A 21,376-nucleotide genomic window follows, 5' to 3' on the forward strand; every position below is an offset into this window, starting at 1 on the left:
GAGGATTTTTTGTTTTGACCAAAAAATAAGGTAAAAAATCAAATATTTTGGGTAATGTTGTTCTTTTATTTGTAATTTTGCTGAATTGAACCATGAAATGTAAAAACCTAATTTAATATGATAAAAAAAACTTTTCTGGTAGCTTTTTTAACATTGTCTACTTGTGTAGGTGTTCAGGCCCAGCGCTTTATGGATACACTCGATCGTGGATTGATTGCCATGAAATCAAACTCTGGGGTTTATATCAGCTGGCGTATTTATGGAACCGAGTATTATGGGGTTGCCTATAATATTTATCGTGATGGAGTAAAATTGAATACTGTTCCTTTGTATGTGTCCAACTTTACTGATTCAGATGGAACTGAATTAAGTAAATATACGGTTTCTGCAGTTATCAATGGAGTAGAGCAAGAACAGTGTTCTGCTGTATCAGTTTGGCAGAATGACTATCTTGTTATTCCTAAGGCGCATCGTGTTTCTAGCGATGGTTCTACCGATATTACCAATAATTTTGAGCCGAATGATGCCACTTTTGCTGATATAGACGGTGATGGACAAATGGAAGTGTTTGTTAAGCAAATCAATACTGTCGACCAGAATGCAGGTTTCCCTGCTGATGGAAAAGATTTTGATCGTATTGAAGTGTACAAACTAGATGGTACTTTGTTGTGGTGGATTGAATGTGGTCCTAACTTGACTGATTTCCAGCATAACGAGACGAATATTGCTGTGTATGATTGGGATATGGATGGTAAGGCGGAGGCTATTATGCGTGCTGCTGATGGTACTATTATTCATATGGCAGATGGTACAACGTATGAAATTGGTGATAAGACCAAAAATTATCGTACTGATAATACCATCAATCCTTCTTCTTATTTTATTCACAAAGGAGATGAGTTTCTTGTTTATATGAATGGTCAGACAGGTAAGCCTTACTCTGTCAGCCCTTACCCATTGAAGCGACTAGAAGCTAATGAAACTAGCCTTGAGGCTGCTTGGGGGGATGGTTATGGACATCGTTCCAGTAAGAACTTTTTTGGTGCACCATATTTTGATGGTAAAAGGCCGAGTGTTTTTCTAGCGCGTGGTATTTATACTCAGCATAAGATGATTGCCTTGGATGTTAATCCAACAACTCATGAACTTACAACTCGTTGGACGTGGAACTGTAAAGATTCCTCTTCGCCTTGGTATGGTCAGGGCTATCACAACTACGCCGTAGCCGATGTTGATGAGGATGGTCGCGATGAAATCGTGTTTGGTTCTATGGTAATCGATGACACTGGTAAAGGATTGAGTACTACAGGTTTGGGCCACGGTGATGCAGAGCACGTCGGTGATTATAATCCGTATATTCATGGTCTCGAAATCTTTGCTTGTAACGAAGATAATCCTGCCAATAACTATCGTGATGCAACTACCAGTAAGATTTACTATCGTTTGGCAGGTGGTAGCGATGATGGCCGTTCTATGGCTGGTAATTTTACGAATGACATACCTGGTGCGATTGGCTTTAGTGGTCATGATACTCCAATTAGCTGTGTGACTAATAATCATGAGGAAGGTCTTACCAGTACAGGTGTAACATTGAACTTCCGTACTTATTGGGATGGTGACCTTTTGGAAGAAAGTTTCAATGGTATCGGGCTTCGTAATAGTAATGGTGCTATTTATAAATATGGACAATCTTCCCCATTAAAGGAGTTTGATGATACTTATACCAACAATGATACTAAATCGACCCCATGTTTTCAGGGTGATATATTTGGAGATTGGCGTGAGGAAATAGCTATGCGTGATAAGGATAACAACTTGCGCATAGAGACAACTAATATTCCTACAGCATGGCGCAATTATACTTTGCTTCACGATCCACAGTATCGCAATGCCATGGTTTGGCAAATGAACGGTTACAATCAACCCCCGATGGTTAGTTACTTCCTAGGTGAGACAGAAGGGATAACCGTTGCTCCACCTCCAGCTACCAAGATGGGTAAGGAGGAAATTGCTGCTGGTGGTACCATTACTTCCAGCTATAACGGCAAACAGGTGCTTCTCGATGAAACGGGCGATGCTACCTATATGGTAGACGAAGGCGTTTCTCCTGCAATTTTCTTTGACAATGCACCTTCTTGGGTAAAGGGTCATGATGATAATAATGCTATAGAGTATATTACTTATAAGCATACTCTTAAAGGCGGTGCTTTTACAGGTGGAACCCGTGTGGTAAAGCAAGGTGATGGTGAACTTATCTTGCCTGCTGTAGAACAGACTTATAGTGGTAATACAGATGTTTGGGCTGGTACTATTCATTTCGATGGTAAGATGACCAATAGTCGTGTATGGCTAAACCGTTTTGCAACTTTGAATTCTAATGGTGGTAATTTTGCTAAAGGTATCGAAGCAGACTATGGTGCAACTATTCGTATTGGTGCCTCTGATGCTCCTGGTACTTTAACAACAGATTCGCTCAATTTGAATTTTGGTTCTGTAGTAGAATTTGATATCTTTAACAATGGTACTTCTGATGTTCTGAAAGCTAAAGTATTGAAATTAGAGAAAAAAGACTGGAAGGTTGGTCCTGAGTTTTTAGTACCACGTTTTACAATCACCAATCATGGTACAGACGTCAAGCCTGGTGAATATGTGATTGCTAAAGTTGATAAGATAGAAGGTAATCTCTCTGATGTAAAAATTTCAGGTCTTCGAGGTTATAAGGTTTCTTTAAGCTATTCTGATGGAGAAATAAAATTGTTGGTTGCAGATCTTCGTGCTGCTACTACTACCACATGGACAGGTTCTGAAAATGAAACATGGCAATTGGCTGAGGAAAATAACTTTAGACGCAATGATGATGGTAAAGCTGATGTCTTTGTTACAGGCGATGATGTTGTCTTCGAAGATGGGGCTGCTCATACTACAGTAACGATAAAAGATCAGGTTTCTCCTGGTTCTGTTACTTTCAATAACACTGCAGAATATACGATTACTGGAGATAGTATCGTTGGTGAAACTACAATCATCAAGAATGGCGAAGGTACTGTTAATATAACCAATGTAAATACCTTTGAAGGCCAGACCACAATCAATGCTGGTACACTGAAGGTAACTAATTTAGGTTTTAAGGATGGTATAAACAATGGTGCCTTAGGTAAAATGGAAAACACCATTATACTAAATGGTGGTACTTTAGAGCCTACGCAGACGATGAGTACTAGTCATCCGATATATGTGGGAACTAATGGCGGTTCTGTATTAGTTCCTGATAAGGCAACGTTAAGTATGCAGGGCTCTTTGTCGGGTGCCGGTAATATGTTTAAGGAAGGAAATGGTACTATGGTATTGCCTGCTACAGTTTCTTCTTTTAAACTTTATGTCAATGAGGGTGTTGTTCAGGCGCAGGAAACAGCGAGTTCTCTTCATGCTTATCCTTCAAATGTCGTACTAAATGGTGGTACGATTAAGGATCCTAACAATATTTATTCTTATTCTACTAATAAAGCTAATATCGAAGTACCAGAGGGTTCTGAAGGTACGTGGTATATGGATGAGCGTTGTACTTATTCTGGTAAATTGACGGGTGAGGGTATACTGAATGCCTATGCTACAGGTCCTCGTATGTCTATTACTGGAAGTTGGGATGGTTTTAAGGGTACATTGAATGCCTTTGGCCAAAAGACCGGTAGCTATGACCCTGAATTTACTTTTAACAATGCAGGTATGCGTTATGCTAAACTTAATGTAGCTGCAGGTTTGTCTCTGACGAATAGTAACAAAGCCTTCAACCTGGGTTCGTTGAGCGGTAGCGGAACTTTGAAGGGCTCTGGTCGTTACACTATAGGATATCGTGATGAGTCGGGTAGTTTTAGTGGTGCGTTCTCTGAAACTAGTTTCACTAAAGTTGGTTCAGGTCTTTGGACTCTGAAACGTAACGAAGCATCGACCTATAATGCAGGAATTTATGTCAAGGGTGGTATCTTGAACTTGAGTGATGCATCAACAACGACAACCTTTTTTGGTACGCAGAGTGTAACGGTTTCTGATAGTGGTCGTTTAGCAGGTAAGGCTTACATTGCTAATATCTATGTAGAAAAAGGTGGTATACTTGCACCTGGTGACGCAACTAGTTCTAATCCTAATGGCGAAATGAAGGGTGGTAATATCATCGTTAAAGAGGGGGGCATTGCTTTCTTCCATGCTAATACTGCTGCTGTTCGTACTTATTTAACGGTTACAGGTACTTTAACCATTAACGGTAAAGTTGTCTTAGAGAAGCGTCCGGCATATAAGCCTACATTGGGTAGTTCTATTATCCTTTGGACTTGTAATACTTTCAGTGGTACACCAACCGTTGAACTTCCTGATATATCTGATCTCATCTCAGAAGCTGCTCCTTATGGTTTGAAGTGGGATATATCAGAATTGGCTACAGTTAAGGGAACCATTAAGGTTGTTGCTCGTACAGCTGACGATGTTACAGGTATTTCACAGATTGCTGCGGGTGATCAAGTTGTGGCTACAGTATATACTGCAGAAGGCCGTTATTTGGGTAAAGTTAGTGCAGAGAAGTCCGCAATATCACAAGTCTTGAAGCAAGAAGGTTATCCGCATGGTATTTATATTGTTAATATAAAGGCCAATGGCTTTAATGAAGTAACCAAGGTAGCCGTGAAATAATATTTGTTTTGTAGTTCTTCGATTATCATTTCAAATAATGATGGTCCTTATTTCAGAATTCTTTGAAATAGGGACCATTTTTTGCTGTTTGCTAGGCTTTAGTGCTTGAATCTATATGCTTAGCAAAAAGTATACGAAAGCTTAATTTTACTTTAGTTTGTTTTGTGTATTTTTTTTTACAAGAACGGTCTTGTAGTTTGCGTATTTGTAGCTGATATGTTAGAAGGACTCAAATATGCAAATTTTGAGGCGTTTTTATATCTGTCTGAATATCAGCATGTTATGCGTTTATTGTTTTGTGGGCTAAATAAATGGGCGCCAAAACCCCAGTTCCTAGGGGTCGAAACCTAAGACTTTGTTCGCTAAACTCTATGACCTTATCGCATTAACCCTAAGCTTTCGACCCCTAGGACCTATGGTTTTGTCGGGAGAGAAAATCGAGGGGTGAAAAAAAGACCAAACAGGCTGACCAAAAGTTGAATATTTTGAGCTAGATGACGACTTTTGGAGGCTATGTTTTTTTTGATTTTTTTATTAAGATTTTAGCAGAGCTTACCTCTTTCTTCTTTTGGAGCACGGATATGAGGTGAAAAATCAAATTTTAAGGGTCTGTTTTTATTTGTTTGCGTATCTTTGCAAATAACCATAACAATCTCATAAATAGGCTAAAATCTAAAATACACTCATGATGAACAAATTATTTGCATCGTTAGTTCTAATAGGTGGCTTTTCTGTGAATAGTTTCGCACAAAAGCCGGGGACTCCTGCGTCTCAAATGGAGAAACTGGACAGGGGTGTTATTGCTACTTTATTGCAACCAGGAAAGTACTTCTTGAGTTGGCGCTATTTAGCGAACGATGAAAAAAATACTTCTTTCCGTGTCTTGCGAGATGGTAAAGTGGTTGCTGATCATCTTACACAGGCTACTAGTATGGAGATTGATGGAAAACCAGATAGTAAGTTTCAGGTGGTAACTTTGGTTAATGGGGTAGCGAAGGATATTTCTAAGGCAATTACTCCTTCTGCTTTGCCGTATATGACTTTGCGACTGAACTGTCCTCCGAATGGAGAAAGTTGGCGTTATACCCCTAATGATTGTTCGGTGGGTGATGTGGATGGCGATGGACAGTATGAACTGATTGTGAAATGGGATCCTTCGAATAGTCATGATAATAGTCATCGAGGCTATACGGGTAATACTTATATCGACTGTTATAAGTTTGATGGTACTCAGTTATGGCGTGTCGATTTAGGTAAGAATATCCGTTCGGGTGCGCATTACACCCAGTTTATGGTTTATGATTTCGATGGCGACGGTAAGGCTGAAATGATTTGTAAAACAGCTCCTGGTACCTTGGATGGAAAAGGGCACTATGTAAATCAGGCGGCTACAGATGTTAAGATAAAATCAGAGAACAATCAGGTGGATTATCGCAATAATCAGGGCCTTATTATGAGTGGTCCCGAATATTTGACGGTGTTTGAAGGACAAACAGGCAAGGCTGTCCATACGATATATTATAATCCGAATCGTGAGGGAACTTTCAATCAAGTAGGTCAGTATCCGGATAAATCGTTTTGGGGTGATGAGTATGCCAACCGCTCTGAACGTTATTTGGCAGCTGTGGCTTATTTAGATGGTCCAAATGCTCTGCCAAGTGCAGTGATGTGCAGAGGATATTATACCCGAAGTTATCTGTGGGCAGTAGATTATCAGAATGGTAAGCTCAATACGAAATGGCTTCATGCTTCTGTGTCGAATACGGAGGTTGACCGCTATGATGCTCATTGGAATAAGACGGTTAAAACTTATCAGCATAATACATTCAATGACATTCATGGGGCATTTACGGCTTATGGACAAGGAGCCCATAGCCTCAGTGTGGCTGATGTAGATGGTGACGGTTGTGACGAGATTACCTATGGCTCGGCTGCTATCGATCACGATGGTAACTTACTTTATTCTACAGGATTAGGTCATGGCGATGCTCAACATTTAAGTGATTTTGATCCAGACCGTCCTGGTTTGGAATACTTTATGGTCCTCGAGAACGATCCCTATGGATTCAACTATCGTGATGCTCGTACTGGTGAGGTCTTGCTATATCATACAGCTAAAGACGATACGGGGCGTGGACTTATGGCTGATATTGACTCTACTCATCGTGGTGCAGAATATAGTTATATAGGTCAACCTTCAACTTTTGATATTAAGGGTAGTGTGATTTCAACAGTTAAGTGGCTTCCAAATGATCAGAATAGTCATGTCAGAAGACCACGAGGTAATGGCGAGCGTAACAGAGGTTTTAATATCTGGCGCAGTATGATGGGTATGAACTTCCGTATTTATTGGGATGGCGATGCTTATGATGAGATGCTCAATGGTAACTCGATTACAAAATGGAATGGAGGTAAAGAGGTGAAAGAACTCGGTGTGGGGGATAAGGCTCTTCGCGAATTAGGTGATCCACAATCTTGTAATGGTAGTAAGAGTACCCCATGCTTGCAAGCAGATCTCTTTGGCGACTGGCGTGAAGAAGTCATCTTACGAGACCGTGAAGATCCAAGTTTGCTCTATATCTATTCTACTCAAACCCCAACCCCTTATCGAGTGCCTTGCTTGATGCAAGATCATGTGTATCGCATGGGGGTGGCTTGGCAGAATGTGTCGTATAATCAGCCTCCACATTTAGGCTATTATCTGCCTGACTATATCGAGACCTTTCAGGGAAAATAATTATTAACTAAACGATATCTATAAATATTACACTCATGAAGAGGAATTTATTTTTAGCTGTGGCTATGCTGTGGTTGTCATCTACGATGATGGCACAGTCTACGGTTCGAAAATTTGAATGGAAAAATTCTACAGATGGACAGTCGGTTGTTTATGCTTATCTGCCAGATGCCAGCAAGGCTACAGGTAGAGCTATTGTAGACTGTCCGGGTGGTGGCTATTCTCATTTGGCTATGGACCACGAAGGGCATCAATGGGCCGAATATTTTAATAGTCAGGGTATAGCTTATTTCGTACTGAAATACCGTATGCCAAATGGGGACCGTACTATTCCGTTGGGTGATGCTTATCACGCTATCCAAACGGTAAGAGATAGTGCCAGTGTATGGCATGTGAATCCGTATGATGTGGGTATTATGGGATTCTCGGCAGGTGGCCATTTGGCTTCTTCGGTGAGTACTCACGCAGACTGGAAAGTTCGCCCTAACTTCACGATCTTATTCTATCCTGTTGTCTCTATGAATGAGCGGGATACACATAAAGGTAGTGTTAATGGATTCCTAGGTGAAAAAAAAGCCGATAAAGAGTTGGTAAAATCATTCAGTAATTTTAATTCTGTTAAACGTCACTTGACTCCTCCAGCCATTATCCTTCTTGCCAATGACGACCGGGTAGTGCCTCCTGTAACCAACGGTGTGGCTTATTATAGTGCTATGCGCAGAGCTGGTAATAACTGTTCACTTTATATTTATCCTAGTGGCGGTCACGGTTTTGGATTTCGTACGAACTATGCTTACCATGACCAAATGTTGACTGAGTTAACCAACTGGCTGAATGCACTCCCTTCACCAAAGGCAGATGCGGTACGTGTAGCTTGCATTGGTAACTCAATAACAGATGGTTTTGGTATTGATATGGCTGATAACTTAGGCTATCCTGCTGTGTTGCAGAAAAAATTAGGTAGTAATTATAACGTCAAGAACTTTGGCGTTAGTGGGCGTACTTTATTAAATAAAGGTGATTTGCCTTACCAGAAAGAAGAGGCTTGGCATGATGCCTTGGCTTTCGAGCCTAATATCGCTATAGTGAAATTAGGAACGAATGACGTAAAAGGGTATAATTGGGCTCATAAGAATGAGTTTCATGCAGATTATCAGCAATTGATTGATAGCCTGAAAGCTCTGCCAACTAATCCTCGTATTATCCTGGTTACACCAATTGGTACCAATGTGAAATGGGATATGAAGGAGGAAACATTCCAGGAAATTATCCCGATGATTCGTAAAATAGCCAAGAAAAATAAACTGGAGGTTATAGAAATGCGTGATCTCTTCAAGAATGAAGATGGTAAACAATTCCAGGCAGACGGTGTGCATCCTTCTATACAAGGAGCTACCCAGATGGCTACGATTATTAGTCAGACTCTTCTCAAAGATGCGTCTTCGGCTAAGAATTCAAAGAAAAAGAAAAAATAATTAAAATAATATGAGATGAAGTGTGGTACTTTCACACGGATATAACTGCTGGTGCATGAAGCATCAGCAGTTTTTTTTGTGCCTTGTGCGTAGTGTCACATTTTAAGAAAAGTTATTTAAAAAAGCCCTTCTTAATATATAAAAACCTTAAAATAAAAAGGGTCTTATTTCATCGCGAATTATTTTTTTTACTTTTGAAGCATCAACTAAACTAGACAAAACAATCTAATTGAAGCGAACAAATACCTAAAGCAAATCAGTCTTGCCTTCTTCTACAAGACTTCCCTTTTTGTATCATGTTCCACATTTATTAATAACTAATACAACGCTAATATGTACCTAAAAATGAAAGAAGCCTCTATGGCTTTATGTTTAGGCCTGACTTGTATGCCGGCTTTAGCACAGCAAAGACAAGTTACGGGTACCGTGAAAGATGTTAACGGTGAACCAATGATTGGTGTGACAATTATGATTAACGGTCGGTCTGCAGCTGTAACTGATCTTGATGGTAATTACACGATTTCTAATGTTAACCCCAATTCTAAGTTAACAGTAAGCTATGTCGGTTATCAAGAGCAGGTCGTAACGATTGGTAATCGTACCACGATTAACCTTACCATGAAGGAGGATAACCAAAATCTGGATGAGGTGGTCGTTATCGGTTATGGTACGATGAAAAAGAAAGACCTGACGGGTTCTGTAGCTAGTGTCAACACGAAAGACATTAATCAGGTGGCTAGTGCAAATGCCCTTCAAGCCATGCAAGCAAAGGTGCCGGGTGTAGATCTTCAGCAGAGTGACGGACAGGCTGGTTCGGGTGTCAGTATGACGCTTCGTGGTAATCGTTCTCTATTGGCTTCTAATAATCCTTTGATCTTGGTGGATGGAGTAGAATATGGTTCTACTCTGGATATTCCTGCCAGCGATATTGAGTCGATGGATATCTTGAAGGATGCAGCATCTACAGCAATCTATGGTACTAAGGGTGCTAATGGTGTCATCATTATTACTACCAAGCGTGGTAAGGCTGGTCGTACATCGGTTAGTTTCAATGGTTATCTTTCTTTTAATAGTGCTACGGGTGTTACCAAGTCCATGTATGGTGACAAGGAAGTACAACGCATGATAGATGCCAAAGATTATAAGAATATGCTTTCTTCTGGTGACTGGAGTTCAGCGTCAAAGACAACGACTGCTGAGGATGTGTTGGGTGAATATCTGGATGATGGTACTTCTACTCTTTCTATCTATAATGACAAATCGTATACCGATTGGCTGGATATGATCCTGACGAATAGTGTATCTCAAAATTATGAAGTATCTATACAGGGTGGTAGTGAGAAAACGAATTTCAATGTCTCGCTGTCTGATATGATTGATCAGGGTCTGATGGATGGTGATCAATATAACCGATATACAGGTAGAGCTAATATCGATCATCGTATTAACAAACTGGTTAAAGTGGGTGCAAGCTTGTCGTATGTATATAAGGATAATGATAAGCGAAATAGTGGTGTGTTCGGTCAGGCTCAGAAGATGACTTCTATTACCCATGCTTATCTCAGTGATGGTTCTATCAATGCAACTCCTAACCCATGGTATATAGCGCATTGTTCGCCTTTGATGGACGAAAATGGCAACTATCAGCGTAATGTAGAGACTACACGTTTCTTTGGTAGTGCTTATGCAGAACTTACTCCATTTAAGGGCTTCAATTTTAGGTCTCAGTTTACATTAGATCGTAACAATTCGAGAGATGGGTTGTATCAGGATTACGAGAGTCAGGGCCGTTACCAGAGTTCTAAGACAACGTATATCAGTAATGCATCTTCTATTTCTACCAAATATGTATGGCAGAATACGGCTAATTATAATTTTACCCTTAATAAGGTACATGATTTCAACTTCTTACTGGGTCATGAAATGACACAGACGGTAAAAGAAACCAGTAGTATCTCTGGAGAGGCAGGACAAGAACATTACTATACAAGTTCGTTTTATGATGTTTCAAAGATTACCAGTCCTACAGCGACAAGTTCTTATGTCAAGAGCAATATGGTATCTTTCTTTGGACGTGTCAATTATTCTTATGACTCTAAATATCTTTTCCAGGCTTCTATCCGTGCTGATGGTTCTTCTGTTCTTGCAGATGGACATAAGTGGGGCTATTTCCCTTCTTTCAGTGCGGGCTGGCGTATAAGCGAAGAAAATTTTATGCGAAATACCAAGTCGTGGTTGGATAACTTAAAGGTTCGTGCTTCGTGGGGTTTGTCGGGTAACTCTGCCATCAGTGCTTATCAGACTTTAGCTACGATATCGTCTATTCTGCCGAACTCTACAGACCAGGCGCCAATGACTATGGCCAATGAAGATCTTACATGGGAGAAGACTGCTTCTCTTGATTTCGGTTTGGACTGGTCGGTATTAGGTAGCAGACTGTATGGTAGCTTTGATTATTATAAAACGCATACGTACGATTTGCTGTATTATAAGACGGCACCGGCCTCTTCTGTATATACCAGTCAGTTGGATAATGTGGGCGAAACCAGTGGCCATGGTTTCGAAATTTCCCTGGGAGCAGTACCTGTGCAGAACAAAAATTTCAGATGGGATGTCAGTGCCTCTGCCACTTTCTCACGTGATTATGTAGATGAACTGTCTGATGGTATTACACAATATGTATCTGACAATTATAACATACTGAAGGTAGGTTCGCCAGTTTCGGCTTATTATACCTATCAAGTAGAAAATTGTTGGGGAGTAGGAGAGTTTGACCAGTATGTAGAAGAAAACTATACCAGCAAGGGACTAACCTTTACAAAGCCATACGATGATTATGGAGATCCTGGTACACCAAAAGTAGTAGACCAAAATAATGATGGCGTAATCAATGATGATGATAAAATAGTATATAATCGTTCGCCAAAAGCCATCTTGGGCTTGAATACCTCTTTGACCTATAAGGACTTTAATTTGAGTATTTCTACCATGGCCCGTCTTGGAGGCTATATGTATTACAGTGCCTATACTCTCTATACCTATGATGGTTCTAACTGGGGAGATTTGGATTATTGGACACCTGATAACACAGATACCACCATACCATCTCCAGGTGCATCAGGACAATCATCAACGGCCTTTAAGAACGCTATCGCCATGCAAAAGGCTGATTATTTTAAAATTAAAGACATTACACTGTCTTACAATCTGCCTAAACCTTTGTTGAAAAAGGTCCTTGCTAGCAATGCCCGTGTATATTGTTCTCTGAAAAACTTCTTTACATTCAGCCGTTTTGGTGACTATGATCCAGAACGTGGCGGTGCTGTAACATTCCCTCTGCAGAAACAGGTGGTAGTAGGTCTTAATGTAACATTCTAACTCTAAACAATCTTAGCATGAAAACAATATATGGTTTATTTCTCGCTGTCTCAGTTCTCGGAGTAACGGCGACCTCTTGTTCTGACTATTTGACTGAGGATAATAAAACGGGAACAACTGCAGATTTGGCCTATAATACGGCTTCAGGTATCGATGGTCTGGTATCTTCAGCATATGCGTATGCTCGTGGTTGGTGGGGCAAAGAACCTTCTCTCGGTTTGGCAGAGATGGGGTCTGATTTGTTTTATTATGGCTATGATAATAAACAGAAATCGCTCTGCAGCTATGACCTTTCTGCTGAAAGTTATGGATTTTCTTCTACTTCGGGTACCAATGCTGTTAATAATAATCCTTGTCTGGATCAGTACTGGGAGTTGTTTTACGCAGGAATAGATGTTTGTAACAATACTTTGAAATATGTGGAAGAAAGTTCGGCTATTGATGATACGCAGAAAGCCGCTTATGAAGCAGATGCTTATTTCTTGAGAGCGCTATATTACTCACAGATGGTGGCTTTGTGGGGCCCTATTCCTTATAATTCAGAACCAATAACGACGGTGAGTACAACTCCTGTACGTCAACCAGAAAATGTGGTCTATGGTCATATCTTAGATGATTTGAAATTGGCTATGGAAAAATATAAGAGTGCGGGTATCATGTCTCAGTCGAATGCAACGGGTACCGGTCGTGCTTATTACTATTCTGCCGAGGCTCTATATGCTCGTGTCGCTCTGTATGCTGCATCGTGGTTAGGGGCTAATAGTGTAGACGGTTATGGTAATCTGTATACTGAAGCCTTGAATGCTGCTAAGGACGTTATTAGTAGTTCGGGTGCTAGTTTATACACACGCTATTCTGATACGTGGAATTTGAACAACGAGGAAAATAATTCAGAGTCGTTGTTCCGCGTACATTATGGCAATACGCTCAGTTCTGGTTATGATAACTGTGTTCCTTATCGCTTTAGTACGGATGAAGATGGAGATCATGAAGAGTATAACTCGTTGTTAACTCGCCGTGGCTATAGTAAGAATGGTGGTAGTGCGATGAACTTAATGTTTGTCAGCATGTGGAATAATGGTGCCAGTGATTTGGGCGGTAGTGGCCAGAATAAAAACCAGGTATTTGTACGTGTAACCGATGCAACTAGTAGTAGTCGTAATGACTATATCGTGAGTGCTACAACAGGCGAAAAAGTTACAGTGGGTCCTTATTATTCTCCTTACGGCCGTGGCTTTACTCGTTATCTGCCATCGTTGTACTTGTGGCAGCTCTTGGATGAGGTAAAGGAAACCGATCAGCGTTATCAGGGTACTATGCTTACCAGTTATCGTATTCCTAAGGATTTGGCTGGTAATGCTACTAATTATCCAAATATGGCAGATCAAGACTTTGCAGATTATGATTCTGTTTACAATGCCGATGGAAATTATTTCAATGGTGGTGGAGCTGCTATCGTATATAGTCTGCTCGATGGTGACTCTCAAGAGGGACAGGCTGCACAAGCTGAGGCTAAGAATAAATATCGTATCCAGTTTGCCAGTGGTGGTGATATTCCTGTTTATACTTCTAACGATCCTGCAACAGCTCTTCCTACGGAGTCGGCTAAGAAAACCTCAGATGTATATGGAGACAGTCGCTACAATTCATATAAAATAGGCGGCTGGTGTTCTTATCCTGGTATTCGAAAATTCCTGGATGACCAATATGATACGGACTATCCTACATACGACTGTTCTTATCGTGATATCATGGTACTCCGTCTGGCAGAAATGTATCTTATCGAGGCTGAAGCAGAGATGCAAACCGGTGACAATAGTTCTGCACTTGCTACCATTAATGCGCTTCGTACCGTTCGTGCTATTTCGGGTAAGGACAATACGATATCAGGTACTGTAACGATAGAAACCATTTTGAAAGAACGTGCCCTCGAACTCTGTGGCGAATATCAGAGATGGTTTGATCTGAAACGTACTCATACTTTGCTCGACCACGTGAAGAAATATAATGCGCAAGGATCTGGTAATATAGCCTTGAAGCACTATTATCGTCCTATTCCAAGCTATGAATTAGAATCGGATACTAATTTGAGCAGTGAGACCTATAGTCAAGATGCAGATGGAGTAATTCAGTATAGTACGGCTTCTGCTAATATGTGGCAGAATCCAGGTTATTAAGCTGTCGTGTGACAAAATTGTCAGTATAGCGTGTGACAAATTTGTCACACGCTTTTTTTGGCACACTTTATGTATAATAATGGTCGAGCGCTAAATGATAGATTAGCACCCAGGTATTAAAATAACAAATAAAAATATAAAATCATGAACATTAAACCATTAGCAGACAGAGTGCTGGTACTTCCTGCACCAGCTGAAGAAAAAGTAGGTGGAATCATTATCCCTGATACAGCTAAAGAAAAACCACAGCGTGGTAAAGTTGTCGCTGTAGGTCAGGGTACAAAGGACGAACAGATGATCCTGAAAGAAGGCGATGTTGTTCTTTATGGTAAGTATGCTGGTACAGAGCTTGAGGCAAATGGTGAGAAATACCTCATGATGCGTCAGAGCGATGTTTTAGCTATCGTAGAAGACTAATTATTTGTATAATCATTAAAAAGTAAAGAAATCATGGCAAAAGATATTAAGTTTGATATGGATGCACGCGACCTTCTCAAAAAGGGCGTAGATCAGTTGGCTAACGCTGTAAAAGTAACTCTCGGTCCTAAGGGTCGTAATGTAGTTATCGAAAAGAAATTCGGTGCTCCTCAGATTACAAAGGATGGTGTAACTGTAGCTAAAGAAATAGAACTTGAAGATAAGTTCGAAAACACTGGTGCACAGTTGGTTAAGAGCGTTGCAAGTAAGACTGGTGATGATGCAGGTGATGGTACAACAACAGCTACTATCTTGACACAGGCTATCGTAACAGAAGGTCTGAAAAATGTTACTGCAGGTGCAAACCCAATGGACTTGAAGCGTGGTATCGATAAAGCTGTTAAGGCTGTCGTAGATTATATCAAGAATCATGCTGAGCAGGTAGGTGATAACTATGATAAGATAGAGCAGGTTGCTACTGTTTCTGCTAACAATGATCCTGAAATTGGTAAATTGCTCGCTGATGCTATGCGTAAAGTTTCTAAAGATGGTGTGATTACTATCGAGGAGAGTAAGAGCCGTGATACCAATATCGGTGTAGTAGAAGGTATGCAGTTCGATCGTGGTTACCTTTCTCCATACTTCATGACAGATGCTGACAAGATGGAGTGTGTAATGGATAATCCATACATTCTTATCTATGACAAGAAGATCAGTAACTTGAAAGAATTCTTGCCAGTACTTCAGCCTGCAGCAGAGAGCGGTCGTCCTTTGTTGGTTATCGCTGAGGATGTTGACTCTGAAGCATTGACAACATTGGTAGTAAACCGTCTTCGTGGTGGCTTGAAGATTTGTGCTGTTAAGGCTCCAGGTTTCGGTGATCGTCGTAAAGCAATGCTTGAGGATATCGCTGTATTGACTGGTGGTGTTGTTATCAGCGAAGAGAAGGGCTTGAAACTTGAGCAGGCTACTCTCGAGATGATGGGCTCTGCTGAGAAGGTAGTTGTTAATAAGGACAATACTACCATCGTTAATGGTGCAGGTCAGAAAGAAAATATTGCTGATCGTGTAGCTCAGATTAAGAATGAAATCGCAAATACTAAGAGTTCATACGATAAAGAGAAACTGCAGGAGCGTCTGGCTAAATTGGCTGGTGGTGTAGCAGTTCTTTATGTAGGTGCTAACTCTGAGGTAGAGATGAAAGAGAAGAAGGATCGTGTAGACGATGCTTTGTGCGCTACTCGTGCTGCTATCGAAGAGGGTGTTGTTGTAGGTGGTGGTTCTACTTACATCCGTGCACTCGAAGCTTTGAAGGGTCTTGAAGGTGAAACTGCTGACGAGACAACTGGTATCAAGATTGTTGAGCGTGCTATTGAGGAGCCACTTCGCCAGATTGTACGTAATGCAGGTGGTGAGCCTTCTGTAGTCGTAAACAAAGTAAAAGAGGGTGAAGGTGACTTCGGTTACAATGCTCGTAAGGATATCTACGAGGATCTTCGTGCCGCTGGTATCGTTGACCCTGCTAAGGTAGAGCGTGTCGCTCTCGAGAATGCTGCATCTATCGCAGGCTTGTTCTTGACAACAGAGTGTGTATTGGTAGACAAACCTGCAGCAGATCCTGCTCCAATGAGTCCAGCTGCTCCAGGCATGATGTAAGCCTATAATTGTAAACCATAGATAACAAAAATAGGGATGGGTCTTAAAGATCTGTCCCTTTTTTATTATTTTTATAATAGGTAGAACATTTTTTTGCAAAAATGTTTTGTGGTTATTTTTAAAACATTTATCTTTGCAGTGTAATAAGTAAAGAAAGTATCGGAATTTTCCGAATAAAGATATTTTTTTGATTTGTTTTAGTAGATTAGTTTTTAAGTAGTTTGTTTTTGAAAATCGGTTGTCGTGACGACATCCGATTTTTTTTTGTATCTTTGCAACCATATGAAACAGAAAATTGATATCGACTGGAAAAAGTTTATCGGCTTTGCTTTTGTCATTGGTTTGATTTACTTTATTACGAGTTTCGTTCTTCATCTGGTTCACCCCTTGTTGATAACTGTAGGTATTCTGTTATTATTGTTGGTTGGCGATCATTATGCACAGGTTGCTGATCAGAAATTGGCAGAAAAACGTAGAAAAAAAGACGAAGAAAAAAACAGGGAGGAATAAGAAGGAAAGATGGAAAAACTTGTTGAATTATTTGAGCAATGGAGTGGTAAGAAACCTGCTCGTGTAGAACAACTAGCTGGTCAGGGTAGTAATCGCCAGTATTATCGTATGTTTGATGATGATGGCCACTCGGTTATCGGTGTTGTGGGCACGAGTCGTGATGAAGATCATGCATTTGTTTATCTTACCCGTCATTTTACCAAGCGCCAACTGCCTGTACCAAAGATTCTAGCAGTTAGTGCGGATGAACTTCGTTATATCCAGACAGATTTAGGTGGAGTATCCCTTTTCGACGCCATTCGTGGTGGTAGAGAAGCAGGAGGCAGATATAATCAGAAAGAATATGAACTTCTATTGAAGACTATCCGTGAATTACCCAATATTCAGATTCGTGGTGCACGCGAATTAGACTGGAGTAATTGTTATCCACAACCAGAATTTGATGAGGCTGGAGTACTTTTTGACTTGAATTATTTCAAGTATTGTTTCTTGAAACCTACAGATTTAGATTTCCATGAATTAAAGCTTGAAGCAAACTTTCGTCTGTTTGCCAAAGACTTGACATCTGAGAAGATGGAATGTTTCTTGTATCGTGATTTCCAGGCACGCAATATAATGTTGGATTCAGAAGGAAATCCGTACTTTATTGACTATCAAGGAGGGCGAAAAGGACCATTTTATTATGATCTGGCTTCATTCTTATGGCAGGCTTCCGCACATTATTCTTTTAAGATGCGTCGCCAGCTGATTATGGAATATTACAATAGTCTGAAGAATTATATCGAAGTGCCAAGTGAGCGCCACTTCGTACGTCGACTCTCTCTATTTGTGCTCTTCCGTACCCTTCAAGTTTTAGGAGCATATGGTTTCAGAGGCTATTTTGAGCGTAAAAAACATTTTATCGATTCTATTCCGCCTGCTATTCAGAATCTTCGTGATTTAATAGCACTGGGTGATAAAGTGTTCCCTTATCCATATATGATGGATATGTTGCGTCGATTAACAGAACTACCTCAGTTTGCACGAATAGAACAGCCTGCGTTGACTCGTGCAGATGGTTATAAGGTGGCAGATAACAATATTTATCAAGCTCATCCACAAGATGGACCAGCAACTTTTTCAAAATACGAAGGTAAAGGTCCATTGGTCGTGCACGTCTATAGCTTCTCATTCCACAAAGGTATACCAGAAGACCCATCAGGAAATGGTGGTGGCTATGTCTTCGACTGTAGAAGTACGCATAACCCAGGTCGTTACGAACCTTATAAAAAGCTTACAGGTCTAGACGAACCTGTTATCCGATTCCTTGAAGATGATGGTGAGATTCTGACATTCCTGAAGAGCGTATATCAATTGGCCGATCATCATGTGGAGCGCTATATACAACGAGGCTTTACCAGTTTGATGTTCTGTTTTGGTTGTACCGGAGGACAACATCGAAGTGTATATAGCTGTCAACATCTAGCCGAACATATCCACGAGAAGTTTGGTATCGAAGTAGAGATTACCCATCGTGAACAGCATATTCACCAGATATTACCAGCCCGCGAACAATAATCGCGGGTTATCTTTTGGTAGTCTCATGAAAAATGATTAAATTTGCACGCATTAAAAAGTAGAAGATGATGCAAGCAATGATTTTTGCGGCTGGGTTAGGTACCCGATTGAAACCTCTTACGGATCATATGCCAAAGGCATTGGTAAGGGTAGGAGGAGAACCGCTTTTGCGTCGTGTCATTTTCAAACTTAAAGCAGCTGGCGTTACCCGTATTATTATTAATGTTCATCATTTTTCAGATATGATTGTTGATTATCTGAAAGAAAATGATAATTTCGGCATGGATATCCGTATCAGTGATGAGACGGCCGAATTATTAGAGACGGGAGGTGGCATACTTCATGCTCGCAAGCTGTTTAGTCCTTTAACACCTATCCTTATTCATAATGTAGACATATTGAGTAATGTCGACTTGAAGAAGTTCTATCACTTAAATCCTCGTATCATGTGTCAGGAGTGTGGTGTTCCTCATATTCAGGCAGATGCTACATTATTAATGAGTTGGCGTAAAACCAAACGCTATTTGGTCTTCAATAATGACATGCTTCTCGTCGGATGGGTGAATATAGAAACCGGAGAAGTGAAGAGTCCGTTTGAAGAAGTCAAAACGGAGATAGCAGAAAACGTTGAATCCCTCAAAGCTCAGCTATCAGCGATACATACTTCTACACCAACAAACTCGCCGCTTTCTACACTTCACTATCAACTGTATGCTTTCAGTGGCATACATACTTTTTCTCCTCGCCTTTTCTCGTTGATGGAAAGCTATCCGGAGAAATTCCCAATTATGGACTTCTATCTGCAAAACTGTGACAAGGCTGTCATCAGAGGTTATGTAAAAAATGACCTCCGATTGATGGACGTGGGCAAACAGGATACTTTGAAGCAGGCAGAAGACTTTCTGAATACGTTATAATCCCAATAAATAACATATTTATAAAATGCAACAGAAGATTATTATCCTCGATTTCGGATCTCAGACCACACAGCTTATTGGTCGTCGTGTCCGTGAACTTGACACCTTCTGCGAGATTTTACCGTACAACAAATTTCCAAAAGATGACGAAGGTGTAATCGGCGTCATCCTTAGTGGTAGTCCTTATTCTGTACATGATAAGGAGGCATTCAAGGTAGACTTGAATCAGTTTATCGGTAAATATCCAGTATTAGGTATCTGCTATGGTGCACAGTTTATTTCTTATGCACAAGGTGGAAAGGTTGAGCAAACGGGTACACGTGAGTATGGCCGTGCTAATCTGGAAACTATTGACACTGAAACTGCTATCTTCAAGGGCTTTGAAAAAGGTTCTCAGGTATGGATGAGCCATGGTGATACCATCACTGCTATTCCTGAAGGGTATCGTGTTACGGCATCTACTAATGATGTAAAATATGCTGCCTATGCCAATGAAGATAAACGTGTATGGTGTGTACAGTTCCATCCTGAGGTTTTCCATTCTACTCAGGGTACACAATTGCTGAAGAATTTTGTTGTTGATGTCTGTGGTAGTCGTCAGGAATGGAGTGCTGCTTCTTTCGTGGAAACTACTGTACAACAGCTGAAGGAACAGGTGGGTAATGACCGTGTAATTCTCGGACTCTCAGGTGGTGTAGACTCTTCTGTTTGTGCTACCTTGTTGAACAAGGCTATTGGCAAGAATCTTACCTGTATCTTTGTAGATCATGGTATGCTTCGTAAAGATGAGTTCAAGAAGGTAATGGAAGCTTACAATGGTCTTGGCCTTAATGTAATCGGTGTTGATGCTAGTGAGAAGTTCTTCAAGGATCTTGAAGGTGTAACTGATCCAGAGCAAAAACGTAAGATTATTGGTCGTGACTTCGTTGAGGTATTTAATGCAGAAGCTAAAAAGATTACTGATGCTAAATGGTTAGCTCAAGGTACGATCTATCCAGACCGTATTGAGAGTTTGAGTATAACCGGTATGGTCATCAAGAGTCACCATAATGTAGGTGGTCTTCCTAAGGAAATGCACTTGCAGCTTTGTGAACCTTTGAAGTGGCTCTTCAAAGATGAAGTTCGTCGTGTAGGTTATGAGCTAGGTATGCCAGAGCGCTTAATTAAGCGTCATCCATTCCCTGGTCCAGGTCTTGCTGTACGTATTTTAGGTGATGTTACTCGTGAGAAAGTGCGTATCCTTCAGGATGCAGACGATATCTATATCGAGAATATGCATAATTATACTATGCCTGATGGAACTAGTCTGTATGATCATATTTGGCAGGCCGGTACCGTGTTACTCTCTACTATACGTAGTGTGGGAGTGATGGGTGACGAGCGTACTTATGAGCATCCAGTAGCACTTCGTGCTGTTACTAGTACAGATGCAATGACTGCTGACTGGGCACATCTGCCATACGATTTTATGGCTAAGGTGAGCAATGAGATTATCAATAAGGTAAAAGGCGTAAACCGCGTTTGTTATGATATCTCATCAAAACCACCTTCGACTATTGAGTGGGAATAAGGAAACTTGGAGACCCACTCCAGCCCTCCCTGTAAGGGAGGGAGTTCATACAGAAAAGGAGGGGGTAAATATAAACAGAACAGCCGATGCCATTAGCATCGGCTGTTCTGTTTATATTTATCTCCCCTGAAATCCCCCCGACATACGCAGAGTTGTTCACTCTCCCTTGCAGGGAGGGCGGGGAGGGTCTCCCCTGAAATCCCCCCGACATACGCAGAGTTGTTCACTCTCCCTTGCAGGGAGGGCGGGGAGGGTCTCCCCTGAAATCCCCCCGACATATGCAGAGTTGTTCACCCTCCCTT

General features: G+C 40.8%; 11 protein-coding genes. All 11 read left to right on the forward strand.

Annotated elements, in window-relative coordinates; translation table 11 throughout:
* The first annotated feature begins 117 nt into the window (after positions 1-117).
* The 11 genes from L6471_RS06055 (at position 118) to guaA (ending at position 21,074) form a co-directional block, all read left to right on the forward strand.
* Positions 118-4,680, forward strand: a complete 4,563-nt coding sequence (locus L6471_RS06055; RefSeq protein ID WP_094448184.1) for a rhamnogalacturonan lyase family protein — start codon at positions 118-120, stop codon at positions 4,678-4,680.
* A gap of 688 nt (positions 4,681-5,368) precedes the next feature.
* A complete protein-coding gene (locus tag L6471_RS06060; RefSeq protein ID WP_094448211.1) occupies positions 5,369-7,417 on the forward strand; it encodes a rhamnogalacturonan lyase in 2,049 nt (682 codons plus the stop codon).
* Between the two features lie 35 nt (positions 7,418-7,452).
* Positions 7,453-8,892 (forward strand): acetylxylan esterase AxeA1, encoded by a 1,440-nt coding sequence (axeA1, locus tag L6471_RS06065; protein ID WP_006283672.1) that lies wholly within the window; start codon positions 7,453-7,455, stop codon positions 8,890-8,892.
* 345 nt (positions 8,893-9,237) lie between these two features.
* A complete protein-coding gene (locus L6471_RS06070) occupies positions 9,238-12,270 on the forward strand; it encodes a SusC/RagA family TonB-linked outer membrane protein (protein ID WP_006283673.1) in 3,033 nt (1,010 codons plus the stop codon).
* Between the two features lie 17 nt (positions 12,271-12,287).
* Entirely contained in the window at positions 12,288-14,447 is a 2,160-nt protein-coding gene (locus L6471_RS06075; protein WP_094448182.1) for a RagB/SusD family nutrient uptake outer membrane protein, read from the forward strand.
* A gap of 144 nt (positions 14,448-14,591) precedes the next feature.
* Positions 14,592-14,864: a co-chaperone GroES gene (locus L6471_RS06080; protein ID WP_006283430.1), complete on the forward strand. Its 273-nt coding sequence runs from the start codon at positions 14,592-14,594 to the stop codon at positions 14,862-14,864.
* A gap of 33 nt (positions 14,865-14,897) precedes the next feature.
* Positions 14,898-16,520 carry a chaperonin GroEL gene (gene groL / locus L6471_RS06085; RefSeq protein ID WP_006283431.1) on the forward strand — a complete coding sequence of 541 codons (1,623 nt, stop codon included), beginning with the start codon at positions 14,898-14,900 and terminating at the stop codon, positions 16,518-16,520.
* A 282-nt stretch (positions 16,521-16,802) separates the two neighbouring features.
* Positions 16,803-17,030, forward strand: a complete 228-nt coding sequence (locus L6471_RS06090) for a hypothetical protein (RefSeq protein WP_036858286.1) — start codon at positions 16,803-16,805, stop codon at positions 17,028-17,030.
* 9 nt (positions 17,031-17,039) lie between these two features.
* Positions 17,040-18,587: a RapZ C-terminal domain-containing protein gene (locus L6471_RS06095; protein WP_006283432.1), complete on the forward strand. Its 1,548-nt coding sequence runs from the start codon at positions 17,040-17,042 to the stop codon at positions 18,585-18,587.
* A 65-nt stretch (positions 18,588-18,652) separates the two neighbouring features.
* The gene (locus L6471_RS06100) at positions 18,653-19,504 is read left to right on the forward strand and encodes a sugar phosphate nucleotidyltransferase (RefSeq protein ID WP_006283433.1); all 852 of its coding nucleotides are present in this window, start codon (positions 18,653-18,655) and stop codon (positions 19,502-19,504) included.
* 25 nt (positions 19,505-19,529) lie between these two features.
* The gene (gene guaA / locus L6471_RS06105; RefSeq protein WP_006283434.1) at positions 19,530-21,074 is read left to right on the forward strand and encodes a glutamine-hydrolyzing GMP synthase; all 1,545 of its coding nucleotides are present in this window, start codon (positions 19,530-19,532) and stop codon (positions 21,072-21,074) included.
* The last annotated feature ends 302 nt before the right edge of the window (positions 21,075-21,376 follow it).

It is taken from the genome of Segatella bryantii, assembly GCF_022024215.1.
GTDB lineage: Bacteria > Bacteroidota > Bacteroidia > Bacteroidales > Bacteroidaceae > Prevotella > Prevotella bryantii.

Excerpts from the sequence above, each read along its gene's own strand:
- L6471_RS06095 (WP_006283432.1), top strand. The coding sequence starts at position 17,040 with ATGGAAAAACTTGTTGAATTATTTGAGCAATGGAGTGGTAAGAAACCT.
- L6471_RS06055 (WP_094448184.1), top strand. The coding sequence starts at position 118 with ATGATAAAAAAAACTTTTCTGGTAGCTTTTTTAACATTGTCTACTTGT.
- L6471_RS06075 (WP_094448182.1), top strand. The coding sequence starts at position 12,288 with ATGAAAACAATATATGGTTTATTTCTCGCTGTCTCAGTTCTCGGAGTA.
- guaA (WP_006283434.1), top strand. The coding sequence starts at position 19,530 with ATGCAACAGAAGATTATTATCCTCGATTTCGGATCTCAGACCACACAG.
- groL (WP_006283431.1), top strand. The coding sequence starts at position 14,898 with ATGGCAAAAGATATTAAGTTTGATATGGATGCACGCGACCTTCTCAAA.
- L6471_RS06080 (WP_006283430.1), top strand. The coding sequence starts at position 14,592 with ATGAACATTAAACCATTAGCAGACAGAGTGCTGGTACTTCCTGCACCA.
- axeA1 (WP_006283672.1), top strand. The coding sequence starts at position 7,453 with ATGAAGAGGAATTTATTTTTAGCTGTGGCTATGCTGTGGTTGTCATCT.
- L6471_RS06060 (WP_094448211.1), top strand. The coding sequence starts at position 5,369 with ATGAACAAATTATTTGCATCGTTAGTTCTAATAGGTGGCTTTTCTGTG.
- L6471_RS06070 (WP_006283673.1), top strand. The coding sequence starts at position 9,238 with ATGAAAGAAGCCTCTATGGCTTTATGTTTAGGCCTGACTTGTATGCCG.
- L6471_RS06090 (WP_036858286.1), top strand. The coding sequence starts at position 16,803 with ATGAAACAGAAAATTGATATCGACTGGAAAAAGTTTATCGGCTTTGCT.
- L6471_RS06100 (WP_006283433.1), top strand. The coding sequence starts at position 18,653 with ATGATGCAAGCAATGATTTTTGCGGCTGGGTTAGGTACCCGATTGAAA.